Source organism: Dolichospermum circinale AWQC131C, from assembly GCF_000426905.1.
Lineage (GTDB): Bacteria > Cyanobacteriota > Cyanobacteriia > Cyanobacteriales > Nostocaceae > Dolichospermum > Dolichospermum circinale.
Map to the genome: position 1 here is coordinate 17494 of NZ_KE384606.1, position 14471 is coordinate 31964.

General features: G+C 40.5%; 11 protein-coding genes, 1 tRNA gene and 1 pseudogene. 6 read left to right on the forward strand and 7 right to left on the reverse strand.

Features of this window, described 5'->3' with window-relative positions; translation table 11 throughout:
- Positions 1-31 precede the first annotated feature (31 nt).
- Positions 32-928 carry an alpha/beta fold hydrolase gene (locus ACIR131C_RS0109300; RefSeq protein WP_028089975.1) on the reverse strand — a complete coding sequence of 299 codons (897 nt, stop codon included), beginning with the start codon at positions 926-928 and terminating at the stop codon, positions 32-34.
- Positions 929-1101: 173 nt separating this feature from the next.
- On the opposite strand from ACIR131C_RS0109300, the pseudogene ACIR131C_RS22325 reads away from it, so the two are divergent.
- From ACIR131C_RS22325 to ACIR131C_RS0109330, 6 genes and pseudogenes are all read left to right on the forward strand, one after another.
- A pseudogene (locus tag ACIR131C_RS22325) lies at positions 1102-1413 on the forward strand (GNAT family N-acetyltransferase); the annotation flags it as partial.
- 220 nt (positions 1414-1633) lie between these two features.
- Positions 1634-1707 (forward strand) — tRNA-Pro (locus tag ACIR131C_RS0109310).
- Positions 1708-1822: 115 nt separating this feature from the next.
- Complete coding sequence (locus ACIR131C_RS0109315; RefSeq protein ID WP_028089976.1) at positions 1823-2143, forward strand: DUF6825 family protein; 321 nt, start codon at positions 1823-1825, stop codon at positions 2141-2143.
- Between the two features lie 120 nt (positions 2144-2263).
- The gene (locus ACIR131C_RS0109320; protein ID WP_028089977.1) at positions 2264-3949 is read left to right on the forward strand and encodes an ABC1 kinase family protein; all 1686 of its coding nucleotides are present in this window, start codon (positions 2264-2266) and stop codon (positions 3947-3949) included.
- Positions 3950-3970: 21 nt separating this feature from the next.
- Entirely contained in the window at positions 3971-4699 is a 729-nt protein-coding gene (locus ACIR131C_RS0109325; RefSeq protein WP_028089978.1) for a PP2C family protein-serine/threonine phosphatase, read from the forward strand.
- 555 nt (positions 4700-5254) lie between these two features.
- Complete coding sequence (locus tag ACIR131C_RS0109330; protein ID WP_028083489.1) at positions 5255-5452, forward strand: NblA/ycf18 family protein; 198 nt, start codon at positions 5255-5257, stop codon at positions 5450-5452.
- Between the two features lie 37 nt (positions 5453-5489).
- On the opposite strand, the gene ACIR131C_RS0109335 is transcribed toward ACIR131C_RS0109330, so the two are convergent.
- The 6 genes from ACIR131C_RS0109335 to ACIR131C_RS0109360 form a co-directional block, all read right to left on the reverse strand.
- A complete protein-coding gene (locus tag ACIR131C_RS0109335; protein WP_028089979.1) occupies positions 5490-6647 on the reverse strand; it encodes an anhydro-N-acetylmuramic acid kinase in 1158 nt (385 codons plus the stop codon).
- A gap of 93 nt (positions 6648-6740) precedes the next feature.
- Positions 6741-7340, reverse strand: coding sequence for a K(+)-transporting ATPase subunit C (gene kdpC, locus ACIR131C_RS0109340; RefSeq protein ID WP_028089980.1), 600 nt, complete (start codon positions 7338-7340; stop codon positions 6741-6743).
- Positions 7341-7386: 46 nt separating this feature from the next.
- Complete coding sequence (locus ACIR131C_RS0109345) at positions 7387-7593, reverse strand: potassium-transporting ATPase subunit F (RefSeq protein WP_028089981.1); 207 nt, start codon at positions 7591-7593, stop codon at positions 7387-7389.
- A 223-nt stretch (positions 7594-7816) separates the two neighbouring features.
- Positions 7817-9916 carry a potassium-transporting ATPase subunit KdpB gene (gene kdpB / locus ACIR131C_RS0109350; RefSeq protein WP_028089982.1) on the reverse strand — a complete coding sequence of 700 codons (2100 nt, stop codon included), beginning with the start codon at positions 9914-9916 and terminating at the stop codon, positions 7817-7819.
- A gap of 222 nt (positions 9917-10138) precedes the next feature.
- Complete coding sequence (gene kdpA, locus ACIR131C_RS0109355) at positions 10139-11824, reverse strand: potassium-transporting ATPase subunit KdpA (protein WP_028089983.1); 1686 nt, start codon at positions 11822-11824, stop codon at positions 10139-10141.
- A gap of 280 nt (positions 11825-12104) precedes the next feature.
- Positions 12105-14435, reverse strand: a complete 2331-nt coding sequence (locus ACIR131C_RS0109360; RefSeq protein ID WP_028089984.1) for a transglutaminase TgpA family protein — start codon at positions 14433-14435, stop codon at positions 12105-12107.
- Between the last annotated feature and the right edge of the window lie 36 nt (positions 14436-14471).

Sequence of the window (14471 nt, forward strand, 5' to 3'; positions counted from 1 at the left end):
AACAATTTTTAACGCCAACCTAATTAAGCGACTAATGACCAATAACTACTGACCGAATATGTTCGGCTACGGCTTCTGGTTGCTCTAACATGGCTAAATGCCCACAATCAGGAATTTCAATCACATTATCACCAACATATTGGAAAAGCCAATGAAAACTGGCCAAATGACGGACATATTTCGGTTCCATTACCTTATCGTCAGCACCCGCTAAAAAATATACTGGCTGCTTTAATTTTGATACTAACTGGGGTAAATAGTTAATTTCTTGTTCCGTAGTAGACGCAAAAAGAGTTCCCAAAGCAGCCTCTGGATCAGCTACAATAAAATCAACTAATCGTTGACGCGCCCAATAACGTTCTAAAGGACGCAATACACTAGCTTTAGTAAATAGCAAATCAATTAAGGGCATTTGCGAAAGCCAACGGGGACGGACTTGTAAGAATTTCTGTCCTGCGGCACGGAATTGCTCAAATGCTTCTTTAAGATAAATTCCACCACCGGCATTAATACAAATTACACCTTGAATACAATCATGTAATTGAGCCGCTGTCCATAGAGCAATAGTACCACCCAAAGAATGACCTATGAGCCAGGCACTAGAAATATTCAAGTGTTTGAGAAGAACGGCTAAATCTTGAGCATAAGCGAATGGGGAATATACAGAATCTAAGGAAGAAGTAATCATGCTAGAGCCTATAGAATTTAGGTCTATATCTGAATCTGATATTACCTGGGACTGTGATTCACCAAATCCTCGTAAATCGTAAGATAAACACTGTAAATCTAGTGATAGACGAGAAATTACAGGTTGCCAGTATACACGGCTATTGAGCCAACCATGGATAAATACTAAAGTATGAGGACATGATGTAGGAGCGGTTAGCTCATAAGTATGTGGAACACCTAAGATCTCTATTGTTGCCATAGTTAAATATCGTACCCATGAATTTGGGTGCGAATAAATACAACTAAATACAAACAGGAAAAAAATAATTCAAAATTATCTATATCTAAATTCTACAGTCTATCAGTTAAATTACCTGTGATCCTGGTTTCATTGAATTGAATATTAATGGGCAGGATATAAATTTAAGCTTGTCCATTGAGCATAGTTTTCTTGTGGCCTCCATGTGGCAAGTACGAGGGAACAAAAAGCGTTTGATTGGTTTTGCCCGTGCTACCTCAGACCATGCTTTTAATGCCACCATTTGGGATGTAGTGGTTCATCCTGATTTTCAAAGTAGAGGACTAGGTAAGGCATTAATGAAATATGTCCTGAAAAAACTGAGGAGCGAAGAAATTAGTAACGTGACTCTTTTTGCTGATGCCCATGTTGTAGATTTCTATAAAACTATGGGCTTTATGCCAGACCCTGAAGGTATCAAAGGAATGTTTTGGTATCCTCAGTAATTTGGTCATGGGGGATGAGGCATTGGGGAATAATGGGGGTAATTTAAGTGAAAATTCCGGGAAAATTCTGGTTTGTGCCTGATTTCTCCCAGGATGTTTTCCATAGTCTGATTTTTTATAGATTATTGGGTTTGCATTTATTCTTTTTTGTGATATGATAGGTAAGAAGAACCAAAAAAACATAATTTAAGTTATGTAAAAATTGGTCTTGATAGATTTACGGGATGTAGCGCAGCTTGGTAGCGCGCCTGCTTTGGGAGCAGGATGCCGCAGGTTCGAATCCTGTCATCCCGATTTTATGGATATTTGACGGTAGTTGTATTCCGCTAACTCAGCAAAGTTGCAAATGGAAACATTACAGCATCCAGGCAGGTTATAATCTTTTTGCGGAGCAACTTTACAAAAATTTATGAGTAATACCCTTGTGCAAGCCTTTTTCGTAGGCAGAGCAGTAGCCGAAGTGATTAATGAGCGTGTAGAAGTCGCCTTGACTGATGCTTTGAGTGAACTGGGCAAATTTGATGCTGAAGCTAAAGAGCAGCTACGCCAGTTTACAGAAGAAGTGATGGCACGAGCTAATCGGGCTGCAGAATCCTCTGCCACTGGAAAAACGACAAATAGTTCATCTGGTGCAGATTCTTTGGATTTACAGGCCGAAATTGACGAATTAAGGGCGGAAATCGCCCTATTAAGAAGTGAATTGCAGAAGCATCGCCATGCTGCAAAATAGGTAATGGGTAATGGGTAATGGGTAATGGGTAATGGGAAAATTCTCCCCCAGATGCCCCGCCCAGCCCCTTACCCTCCCAGCTTCTCCTGCTCCCTCTCAAGCCGACGGTATAAGAAAAATATGGAACAAGGTTACTCAGGCAAAGCATACCGTTGGAATCGGGAAGAATACTCTAGCAAACGCCGCTTTGTGGATATTTGGTCTTTTGTCTTGACCTTGATGTTCAAAATTTGGCGCTATAGCAAGCCCTGGAGTTACCCCGGTGGTATGACGGAAGCCAAGCAAGCAGCTAGACGCAAAGCCCAAGCAATCTGGATTAGAACTACATTCTTGGATTTGGGTCCGACTTTTATTAAGGTGGGACAGTTGTTTTCTACTCGTGCTGATATTTTCTCGACTGAATATGTGGAGGAGTTATCTAAGTTACAAGACAAAGTTCCGGCATTTAGTTATGAACAGGTGGAAGGAATTATTGAACAGGAGTTGGGTAAACCAATTTCCTCACTTTTCCAAGATTTTGAACCCGTTCCTCTGGCTGCTGCTAGTTTAGGTCAAGTTCACAAGGCTACTCTGTACACTGGTGAGTCCGTTGTTGTCAAGGTGCAAAGACCTGGACTTAAGAAGCTATTTGAAATTGATTTAGACATTCTTAAAGGTATTGCCCGTTACTTTCAAAACCACCCCAAATGGGGACGGGGTAGAGATTGGATGGGTATATATGAGGAATGTTGTCGCATTCTTTGGGAAGAAATTGATTATCTGAATGAAGGTCGCAATGCCGATACTTTTCGCCGGAATTTCCGCATTTATAATTGGGTAAAAGTACCAAGAGTATATTGGCGTTATGCTACGTCTAGGGTAATTACTTTAGAGTATTTACCTGGAATTAAAGTTAGTCAATATGAGGCCTTGGAAGCTGCGGGTGTAGACAGAAAAGCGATCGCTCGTTACGGCGCACAAGCTTACTTACATCAACTTCTAAATAATGGCTTCTTTCACGCTGACCCCCACCCTGGGAATCTGGCAGTTAGTCCCGACGGGGCTTTGATTTTCTATGACTTCGGCATGATGGGTACAATTAAATCCAATGTCCGAGAAGGACTAATGGAAACTTTATTTGGCATCGCCCAAAAAGATGGCTCGCGCGTGGTAAAATCCCTAGTTGATTTAGGAGCGCTCGCCCCAGCTGAGGACATGGGACCTGTCCGTCGTTCTGTCCAGTATATGCTGGATAACTTCATGGATAAGCCTTTTGAAAACCAATCCGTGGCAGCTATCAGTGAAGATCTGTACGAACTGGCCTATGATCAACCATTTAGATTTCCAGCAACCTTCACCTTTGTCATGCGTGCCTTTTCCACCCTGGAAGGAGTCGGTAAAGGTCTAGATCCAGAATTTAATTTTATGGAAGTTGCCCAGCCTTATGCAATGCAGCTTATGACAGATAACAGTAGTTCTGAGGGGAATAGCTTCTTGAATGAATTAAGTCGTCAAGCAGTCCAAGTTAGCAGCACTGCTTTAGGATTACCACGGAGATTAGAAGATACTCTAGATAAAATAGAACGTGGGGATATCCGGCTCCGAGTTCGCTCCGTAGAAACAGAACGCCTGATACGGCGACAGAGCAATATTCAACTGGCAATCAGCTATGCTCTAATTATCAGTGGTTTTACAATTGCTGCTACAATTCTCCTCGTTAGCCATTATGTATGGTTAGCAAGTCTGATTGGTTTAATTGCAGCATCAGTTTCATTCATGCTGATTCGGTTGCTTTTGCGTCTCGACCGTTATGATCGAATGTATTAATTAGTCGCTTACGAAAAATCTATGAAACTTGACTCTACCGGTTTATCAGATCCGGGGCTTATTCGTGCTTATAATCAAGATTGCCTCTATATTGACCCCGCAGGGCGATTCTTTATCGTCGCTGACGGTATGGGTGGTCATGCGGGAGGAGAAGAGGCTAGTCGTATCGCTACTCAGGAAATTCGTTCATACTTGGAGCAAAATTGGCAATCCCCTGAATCAGCATCACAACTATTAGAACAAGCTCTATCTACCGCAAATCAAGCTATAATCACAGATCAGCAAAATCATCCTGAACGCGCTGATATGGGAACAACAGCGGTAGTAGTTGTGATTCGTCCCGGAGAATCTCCTGTATGCGGTCATGTTGGTGATTCCCGTCTTTATCGTCTGCGGGAATCACAATTACAACAAATTACAGAAGACCATACCTGGATTGCCAAGGCACTGAAAATAGGCGATATTACTCCTGATGAGGCTAGGGTTCATCCCTATCGTCACGTTTTATCCAATTGTTTGGGTAGGGAAGACCTGAAGCAGATTTCAGTCCAACCACTGGATTTAAAACAGGGCGATCGCTTACTATTATGTAGTGATGGACTCACTGAAGAACTTGTAGACGATAAAATTGCCAGTTACCTTCAAGGCACACCTTCCTTAGAAATAGCAGCCGCATCTCTCGTAGCAGCCGCAAAAGAAGAAGGTGGACGCGACAACATCACCGTCGTTCTCGTCTCTGTAGAAACCTGATTTTTTAATTATTCGGTGATAGTAGTCAGGAGTCAGTAGTTAAGAGTATCTTGCCTATTTTCTCTTGTCTATTCCCTCCCCTCTCACTACAAAAAGTAAATATACTGAATATTTTGTTCAATTTGAGCATTTTTCCCCTCAAGAACTTGCTAAAAATATTTCTACCCTCCAAATATCATAGGAGTTTAAATTTTTCTCATTACCCCAACTGACATATTCCATCGGGTATTATGTCTAAATAAACAGCAAATATCATGTCAACTGTCTACAGCATCCAGATGAAAACCCAATTAGTTACCTCTGATGAGAAATAAATTTCAAAAGATGGGCAAACTGTCAAACATTTGTTATATTTCTTAATATAGAGAAACAAATGTTAACCAAAATCTAGAAATCACTTCTGCCGGTGTTTATGTGACATAGCAAATTGCAGACAAAAGCAGTACAGAACCTAAGTAAAAAGCAAAAGCTAGTTTTACTTTTTACTACTGACTCCTAACTCTTCAATTCTGTTGTCAATGTCGTTTTTATACGTTGTTTGTTTTGGAGTTCATTATGAATCAACCAATTGAACTGTCCTTGGAACAGCAATTTAGCATTTGCTCCTTTGCTACACAAGTCCAACAGATGAGCCATGAACAAGCTCAAGACTTTTTAGTTAAGCTGTATAGGCAAATGATGGTGCGTGAAGCAACTTATCAAGAACTGCTTAAACAACAGTGGGGTCTAGACTCAGGTTCTAGCATGGCCTAGAGAAAAATCCGGGGATATAGCCTTAATTTAGGGATAATTAGCGATAATTACCGTGAATTTCCCCTAACAGCACCTCCTGAGATGCTCCGGTCACAGAAGGTAAGTTACCAGGAATACCGATACTGCGCCAGTATGCCAAAACTGCAAAAGCGATCGCCTCCTTAAAGGACGAGCTCATACCAAGCTTATCCGTAGTAGAAACTGGAACTTTCCCCAGTAACAACTCTAACCGCCGTTTTAAGTAAATATTACGACTACCACCACCACATAATAACACCTGATGTGGCCTTCTTGGTAGAAAAGTGTCATAATTGTGAACAATAGAAACCGCCGTCAGTTCTGTAATGGTTGCCAAAAAATCCGCAGGCCATGTACTGAACTGGTAGCCTTGAGCATCTTCTAAACATTGATGTAAATAAGCAACACCAAATAACTCACGTCCAGTAGATTTAGGAGGTGGTAAGTGAAAATACTTATGACTGAGCCATTTTTCTACCAATGGATAACATGGTGTACCACTAGCTGCCCAATCACCATTTTCATCATAGGTTTTAGCCCCATTGGTAAAATGTTGTACAGCCAAATCCAATAGACTATTACCTGGACCTGTATCCCAACCGCGAATTTGCGACAACCAATTATCACTGACCGCTGGTAGGTAAGTTACATTACCAATACCACCAATATTTTGTATACAACGTTCCTCCTGTGCATCACCCAGTAAATAGGCATCAACTCTAGGAACAAGGGGCGCACCATGGCCACTAACTGCAATATCAGCAGTTCGGAAATTACTGACAGTAGTAATACCAGTTAAATGGGCAATTAATGATCCCCGTCCCAGTTGCAAACTATAACCCAGTTCCCCTGCTTCTTGACGGGGACGATGGTAAACAGTTTGACCATGAGAACCGATCAGAGTAGCTGCTTGATGACCAACTTGGATAAATTGGGCAGCTTCAGCAAAAGTCCGGGAGATAGCATCATCTATGGTAGCTAATTCTGCCATTGATACAGCAGCGCCAGCGCCAAGTTCTAGAATTTGTTCTCTGAGTTGCGGGGGATAGGGATATGTTTCCCCCGCTATCAACTCCACCTTCAGATCCAAATCCCTGCCAGAAATTTCCACTAAAGCGGTATCTATACCATCTACAGATGTACCACTCATTAAACCGATAACACGAGTCGGGTGCATTGACTCAAATACTTTTATGGATATCAATAGTAGTGTAATTCATCCCCATTACCCATGTCAAAAAAAAATGACTAATTGACAACCGACCAACAACTAATTTTGTTCACGATTGATCTCTTGTAAATCCAGGGCATAATTTAAACGTAAAATATTTACCCCAGGTTCACCGAAAATTCCCAAAAATCTGCCATCAATATATCTGGTAATTAACGGGATGATCTCATCTTCCTTTATCCCCCGTGCCTGTGCTACTCTTGCTATTTGTTCTCGTGCTGCTTTCAAAGAAATATGGGGATCTAAACCAGAGGCTGATGTATAAATCAAATCAGCCACAGCTTGTTTATTTTCATTTTGCAATTCTTCCGCTTGTTTGAGAATGCGTTCCTGGAGTTGAGGATTAGTAGGAGCAAAATTGCTACCTCCAGAAATACCAGTAGGTTCAGCTTTTTGACCTTGGCTATATCTAACAGCACTAGGACGACCATGAAAATAACGGTCTGACGTAAATCCTTGACCAATTAAAGTTGAACCAATGGGTTGAGCATTGACATTTGATATGATACTACCATTAGCTGAAAACGGAAAAATTGACTGGCCTACTAGCAATATAAACAGGGGATATATAATTGCCGTTAATAACCAAACTACCACAGTAATTCTGACCGCTCTGAAAATTTCTCTAAAAATAGACATAATTTCATCTTTAATTTTATTTAAACTTGTTTTAATTGGTAAATTATTAAAAGCGTTCTGGCTGAAAAATGACTATAAACAAATAAACTACTAACATTAAAGTCGTAAAACCTAAAATACCAATTGCCCAAGCAGAAACTTTATCTAACGTACCACCACTATTAGCATAAACCACTGGAGCAATCAATAAATTTAAACACATCACCAGAAAAATAATGATGGGTAATTGGGATTTAAATCTGGATAATCTCATAAATTTTATCAGTTTGATCAGATCAGGTTCAAGAAATGCAGATTATACAACAATTCTGTTAAATTGTGTAGGTTGGGTTGAGGAACAAAACCCAACAACTTCATGAATGTGTTGGGTTTCGCTGTCGCTCTACCCAACCTACAATTATCCTTGATTAAACTGGATTATACAATAGTGATATCTCAAGAATAATTAACCGCTTAATTTAATAATTTAATTTAAATTAAGCTAAACCGACAAATGTAATCATCATATCTATTAATTTAATCGCAATAAATGGCGCAATTACCCCACCTAAGCCATAAATTAAAATATTTCGTTGCAAAAGTTGATTAGCTGTCAAAGGTCGAAATTGAATACCTTTTAATGCTAGGGGAATCAAAGCCGGAATAATTAAAGCATTGTAAATTAATGCGGACAGAATAGCCGAATTAACACTAGTTAACCTCATAATATTCAGACTTTCTAACTTAGCAGCAGTGAAAAGTACGGGAATAATCGCAAAATATTTAGCAATATCATTTGCAATAGAAAACGTTGTCAATGCTCCACGGGTAATTAACAACTGCTTACCAATACTAACAATATCAATTAACTTGGTAGGATCAGAATCTAAATCTACCATATTGGCGGCTTCTTTGGCGGCTTGTGTTCCCGTATTCATGGCCACACCTACATTAGCCTGTGCTAAAGCGGGAGCGTCATTAGTTCCATCTCCCGTCATCGCTACTATTTTACCCTCAGCCTGTTCCCGTTGAATCACAGTAATTTTATCTTCTGGGGTAGCTTCAGCGATAAATTCGTCTACTCCCGCTTCTTGAGCAATTACAGAAGCAGTAATACGATTATCTCCCGTGAGCATGATTGTTCGTACCCCCATACGTCGGAGTTGGTCAAATCGTTCACGGATACCGGGTTTAACAATATCTTTGAGATAGATAACACCGTAAATTTCATGATCAAGACAAACTGCTAAGGGTGTACCACCTTGACGAGAAACTTGCTCATAAGCAACATCTAATTCTGGATTATTCCGTCCATGACGCGATAGGATAAAGCCTTTAATAGCTTCTACCGAACCTTTTCTTACTTCCCTACCACCAGGTAAATTAGTACCACTCATGCGAGTTTTGGCCGAAAATTCTATTCCCTGGGCTTGTTTACGGTCTAAATCAAAATTTGCACCTAACCTTTCTGCCAGTCGAACAATAGATTTACCTTCTGGAGTATCATCAAAGATACTAGCTGCCAAAGCTACATTAGCAATTTCTATAACTGAGTGGCCATTGATAGGAATAAACTCCTCTGCTAAACGGTTTCCCAGGGTGATTGTCCCAGTTTTGTCAAGAACTAGGGTACTTATATCTCCACAGGCTTCTATGGCTCTTCCAGAGGTAGCAATGACGTTAAATTGAGCTACCCTATCCATACCCGCAATACCAATGGTACTCAGTAAACCGCCGATAGTTGTGGGTATAAGTGCTACTAACAGAGCAATGAGAACCGGTACACTAACAGGACTATTTACATAGTAAGCAAAGGCAGGAAGAGTTGCCACTACAAATAGAAATACCAAGCTCAGAACCGCTAATAATACTGTTAAAGCAATTTCATTAGGCGTTTTATTGCGCTCTGCTCCTTCTACTAAAGCAATCATCCGGTCAATAAAGCCTTTACCAGCTTCAGCCGTAACACGAATAATCAGTTCATCGGATATAATGCGTGTACCTCCTGTAACGGAACTAGCAACATCTGATCCTGATTCTTTAAGAACCGGGGCAGATTCGCCAGTAATCGCTGATTCATCCACAGACGCGACACCCATGATCACTTCACCGTCCGCAGGAATGATATCACCTGATACGACGTGGATAGTATCCCCCCGGTTTAAACTCGTGGCCGGAACTTCTATAATTGTGCCGTCAACACCAATCTTTTTGGCGTTAGTAGCTGACTGCGTTGAACGTAAAGTATCAGCTTGGGCTTTCCCCCTTCCCTCCGCTACAGCTTCAGCAAAGTTACTAAATAGAATCGTAAACAGCAAAATTCCCGTCAACAGCCCGTTAAATAAATAGGGGTTTTTTTGGTTTATCGGTCCAAATAATTGGGGATAAATCGTCACAGAAAAGGTGATAATTGTTCCTACCCATACCAAAAACATCACCGGATTTTTGATAGCATATCGAGGATGCAATTTCATAAAAGCATCCCTAACGGCTCGAATATAAAGTCCTTTGTTCGTTATCCGTGCTTTTCTGTGTTTTTTGGGGCGATAACGAGGACGGGGGGCTTTAGAATGAGAATTAGTTCCGTTTGAGTTCATATATAAGTAATTTTTTAGAAGTTACCGAGTCAGGAAGAAGAAACAAAAAACGAAGAGGGAAAATTATCTTCATCTTCTTATAGCATTTCCTAGTCCACAGAGGTACAGATTTATCTGCGTTTATCTGCGTTTATCTGCGTTTAATTTCTTATCCCTGTACCTCACTAGACTGAGAAAGGCTATATCTTAGCTAGATTAACTACCAGCAGCATCTTAGCTATATTAACTACCAGCAGCGAGTTTAAACCCTTCAGCGATCGGTCCCAAAGCCAAAACAGGGAAAAATGTCAAGATTCCTAAAACCAAAGTGACACCAGCAGTAATACTGGTAAATAACAAAGAATCCGTTCTCAAAGTTCCCTTACTTTCTGGACTTGCTTGTTTTTCAGACATACTATCAGCTAATAGTAGTAGAGCAATAATTGGTATATAACGTCCCGCGAAAATACTGGCAGTTGTACTTAAATTCCACCATAATGTACCGTCATTTAATCCCTCTAAACCAGAACCATTATTAGCTGCTGCTGAAGCGTATTCATAAACCACTTGGGAAATACCATGAAAACCAGGGTTACTAATGCCCGATAGAGATATAGGATAAGCTAAAGCCACAGCGCTAGGAATTAAAACCATTATCGGGTGAATTAATAGCACCACACTAGCAAGAACAATTTCCCGTTTTTCAATTTTGCGCCCAAAAATTTCTGGGGTACGCCCTACCATTAAACCAGTCAGAAAAACTGTGAGAATTAGATAAATGAAGAGATAAGCAGTTCCTATTCCCTGTCCACCCCAAATTATTTGTAAAAATAGGCCGAATAAGCTAGAAAATGTCCCATTGGGCATAAGAGAATCGTGCATTGCATTCACAGCACCGGACATGGTAGCAGTGGTTGTAACTGCCCATAATGCGCTCTGCGCCCAATCAAATCTGACTTCTTTACCTTCTAAATTTGGTAATTCTAATCTCAAAGCGTTGTTAATCAGTGGGTTTCCTTGTAATTCTCCTGTGGCTGTAACGCCAATAAGAACAACAAAAATTATAAACACCATCCAATATAATAACCAACTTTGTTTCAGGTTGTTGGCAAATACTCCATAGGTATAAATTAAAGATGTGGGAATGGCCAGCATAGCGATAATTTCTATTAAATTAGAAGCACCATTGGGATTTTCAAAAGGGTGAGCGGAATTAGCTGCAAAAAAACCGCCGCCATTTTCCCCTAACATTTTGATAATCTCCCAGGAGGCTACTGGACCTCTAGCTATATACTGAATTCTTCCTTCTAAGGTTTCTACCCCCAGGGTTCCAGCTAAGGTTTGGGGTACACCTGTGATCATGAGAGCGATCGCCCCAATTATTGATAAAGGTAGTAGTATTCTAGTGATAGCCTGGGTAAAATCAACGTAAAAATTCCCCAGTTTTCTGCCCGTTAACCCCCGGATAAAAGCAATTCCCACTACCAACCCACTGGCCGCTGAAGTAAACATCAAAAAGCCTAAAGCCGATGTTTGACTAAAATAACTAAAGGTATTTTCCGGTGCGTAATGTTGTTGGTCGGTGTTGGTCAGGAAGGAAATTGTGGTATGTAATAATAAATCCCATCTTATTCTCCCCAGTTCATTGGGATTCCAAGGCAAAAGTTTTTGATAATAGAGAATGGCATAAACTATAGCACCCATCACTAAGTTACTCCATAGTAAAGCGCGGATATATTGCCAACCTGTCATATCATTTTTTTTACCCACACCCCCTAAAATATAAATTATTGCCTCTAGGGGCTTCATAACAGGATCAAGGATTGTCCTTTCTCCCAAGAAAACACTGGCTATGTATTTTCCCAGTTTTGGCGTAATAAATACTATAATACATAGCGTTAAACCAATTTGTAAAAAACCTTGTCCCATGTAGTTTGCACCCTACTTTAGTTCTGGTCAGTCAATACTCAACAATAATAGCTAAATTACTAAGAAGCTGAATTTTTAGCCAGTGAGATGGCCATATCTGATCCTTATGCAGTATATTATGCAATATATTTTTATATTTTTAATTTATCAGAAAACGCCGTAATACCCCATCCCTCTACAGGGTGGGGATGTAAGGCGGTTAAAAATTAAACACAAGCTTTTAATCAGACCATGTTTCAGCTTATAGCTTTTTTGTATCGGCATTTATCGCCACCAATGATCAAGAAACGCGATTTCTCTCAACTTTTTTCAATGCCTGCCATCTTTGTTGTAGTTGCTGCCAGTTAGGATTATAATCACCATAGCGCCAACTTACATAAGCATGACAGATTTCATCTATCACTTTAGCTACTTCTAAAGAGTGGTATTGGTATGAAACCTGGGCGTATTCTAGAGGTGTTTGACTAGGATGCTTACGAAAACCCTTATTAGCGCTCCATTGCAGCATTTGTTGATAAAGTCTTTCCATGGGCGGTAATTTATTTAACCAACGGATATTTAGCCAGTTACGCCATTGTCCCCAACCTAACCAACCAAAGAAAGCCGCAATTGTCACCACAATTAAACCAGTTAATACCCCTAACCAACCTTTCGTAAATAAAGCCAAAAACCAGACTATCCCCTGGAATAACAACCTAAATATCGTCCCAAACACAGTATTTAAAATAGCTGTAATTGGTGAAGGTAGCCAACCAGCCACCCAATTCCAAAATTGACGCAGAACACTAAAAGTCTGATCTGCTTCTACGGAAGGAGGAATCAAGGGATGTCCCGGAATTGGATCAAAGCTAAACCAGCCATACTTAGGAAAATAAACTTCCGTCATCGCGTAAGCATCTGTATTACGGACAACATACATACCTGTAAAGGGATTAAACTCACCCGCAGCAAATCCCGCTACTAACCGCGCTGGAATGCCAATTGAACGTAGCATTACCGTTAATACAGTAGAAAAATGGTCGGGATAACCACCTTTATTTTTGAATAAAAAGGTTGCCACTAAATCATCCTTTTCACCCAAATAAGGCAATTCTAAGGGATTTGTGGGCAGGGCGTAATTTTGCTTGAGATACTGAGCCAAATAGAGAGCTTTTTCGTAAGCTGAATTGAGGTTTTTAGTACCTGGAGAACGGGAAACCCTTTGTTGATCATAACTAGCCAGTATTTCCTCAGTCCGTTTTCGCACCTTATCGGCAATTTCTGGGGGAACTTGCAGATAATACTTTTGAATATTGGCTGGATATTTAGTCGAGGCTTTACCTAGCAAAGAGCGATCGCGGTAGGGAACATCTGAAACTACAGTATATGTTAGCCCTACTGATAACTCTACTGGCGCACGTAAACCATTTTCTTGATCAACTGCTATCATCGGCGTAGGAAAGTATAAATCTTTCGGGTAAGACATCGCCGGAATTAGATTAGGCAATTCCGATACCAAATTATAAGTTTGTACTACCTCCTTTGTCATATTAATAAAGGGTGGGGAGTCAATAGAAATACGGTAAGACCAAGGTGATTGTCTGAGGGTGGTAACTTGATCATTGCGGGAAATCTTCCAGCCTTTACCTGTATAATTGTCAAAAGCTAGGACACGCCAAAACCCTTCCGCTTGCGATCGCACACGCATCACTACCTTGGGTTTCATTTCTCCCCGCAGGTTTTGGTTCATCTCACTATTGAAACCGTAATAAAAATTATCGTCTATTTTCCCGGGTTCGCCGGCATTTCCCGACTCTCCACCACTATCATTACCATTACTATTACCCTTACCTTCACGCACATAACCCGGATTAATAATACTACGTCCTGTAAAATTTTCTGGGGCTTTAATCGGCGCACTCACAGGAAAAGATCGCAGTTGATAACCAGGAAACCTGGGTAAAATAGCAAAAATCCCCAGACCTAAAGCCACAATCAACAAAAAATTTAAAATTAGAAATTTAAAATTAAAACTAGGATAATTCTTTTTTGGGGATTTTTCGGCATTGGATTGCTTCAAACCCAGACGGGAACGGTAATCTAGGGTCAAAGTTGGCAAAGCAACAGCCAAAAATAATAGTAACACAGGCGCGAAGGCCATAGTTTGGCTCAATGTTGCCGCCACACCTACCAATATCAACCCAATTACAATAGAATACCCTAAATCTTTGCGTCGAGGTGTATCAAAGCTGTGTAGCACTTGCAATTGAATCAATAATTCCGCCAAACTCAGCCGGGTATCATTCCAATTACCAGCAAACCGGCCAAAAAAAGCCCCCAAAGCCAATAACATTCCTATCGCAATACAAAACTGCACCGGAATATTAGAACGACCACGACGGTAGTAACTCCACCATGTCCCCACCATAGTCAGTGGTATTGTCCACAGACTAAATTGAGTTTCACCCGCAATATCAGTAGCTACAATCCCCAATGTAACCAATACCAACACTAGCAACCGTAAAGGAATTGAATCTTCCACTTCTTTAACTGGTGATTTTCCTCTCTTTTGTTGCCAGTTATTACCTACAGGTAAACGCCAAAAGCCATTCATCTTAGATAAATTAAACATTTTCGAGTCAGTAAAGCTATGATGTAGACACTGCGG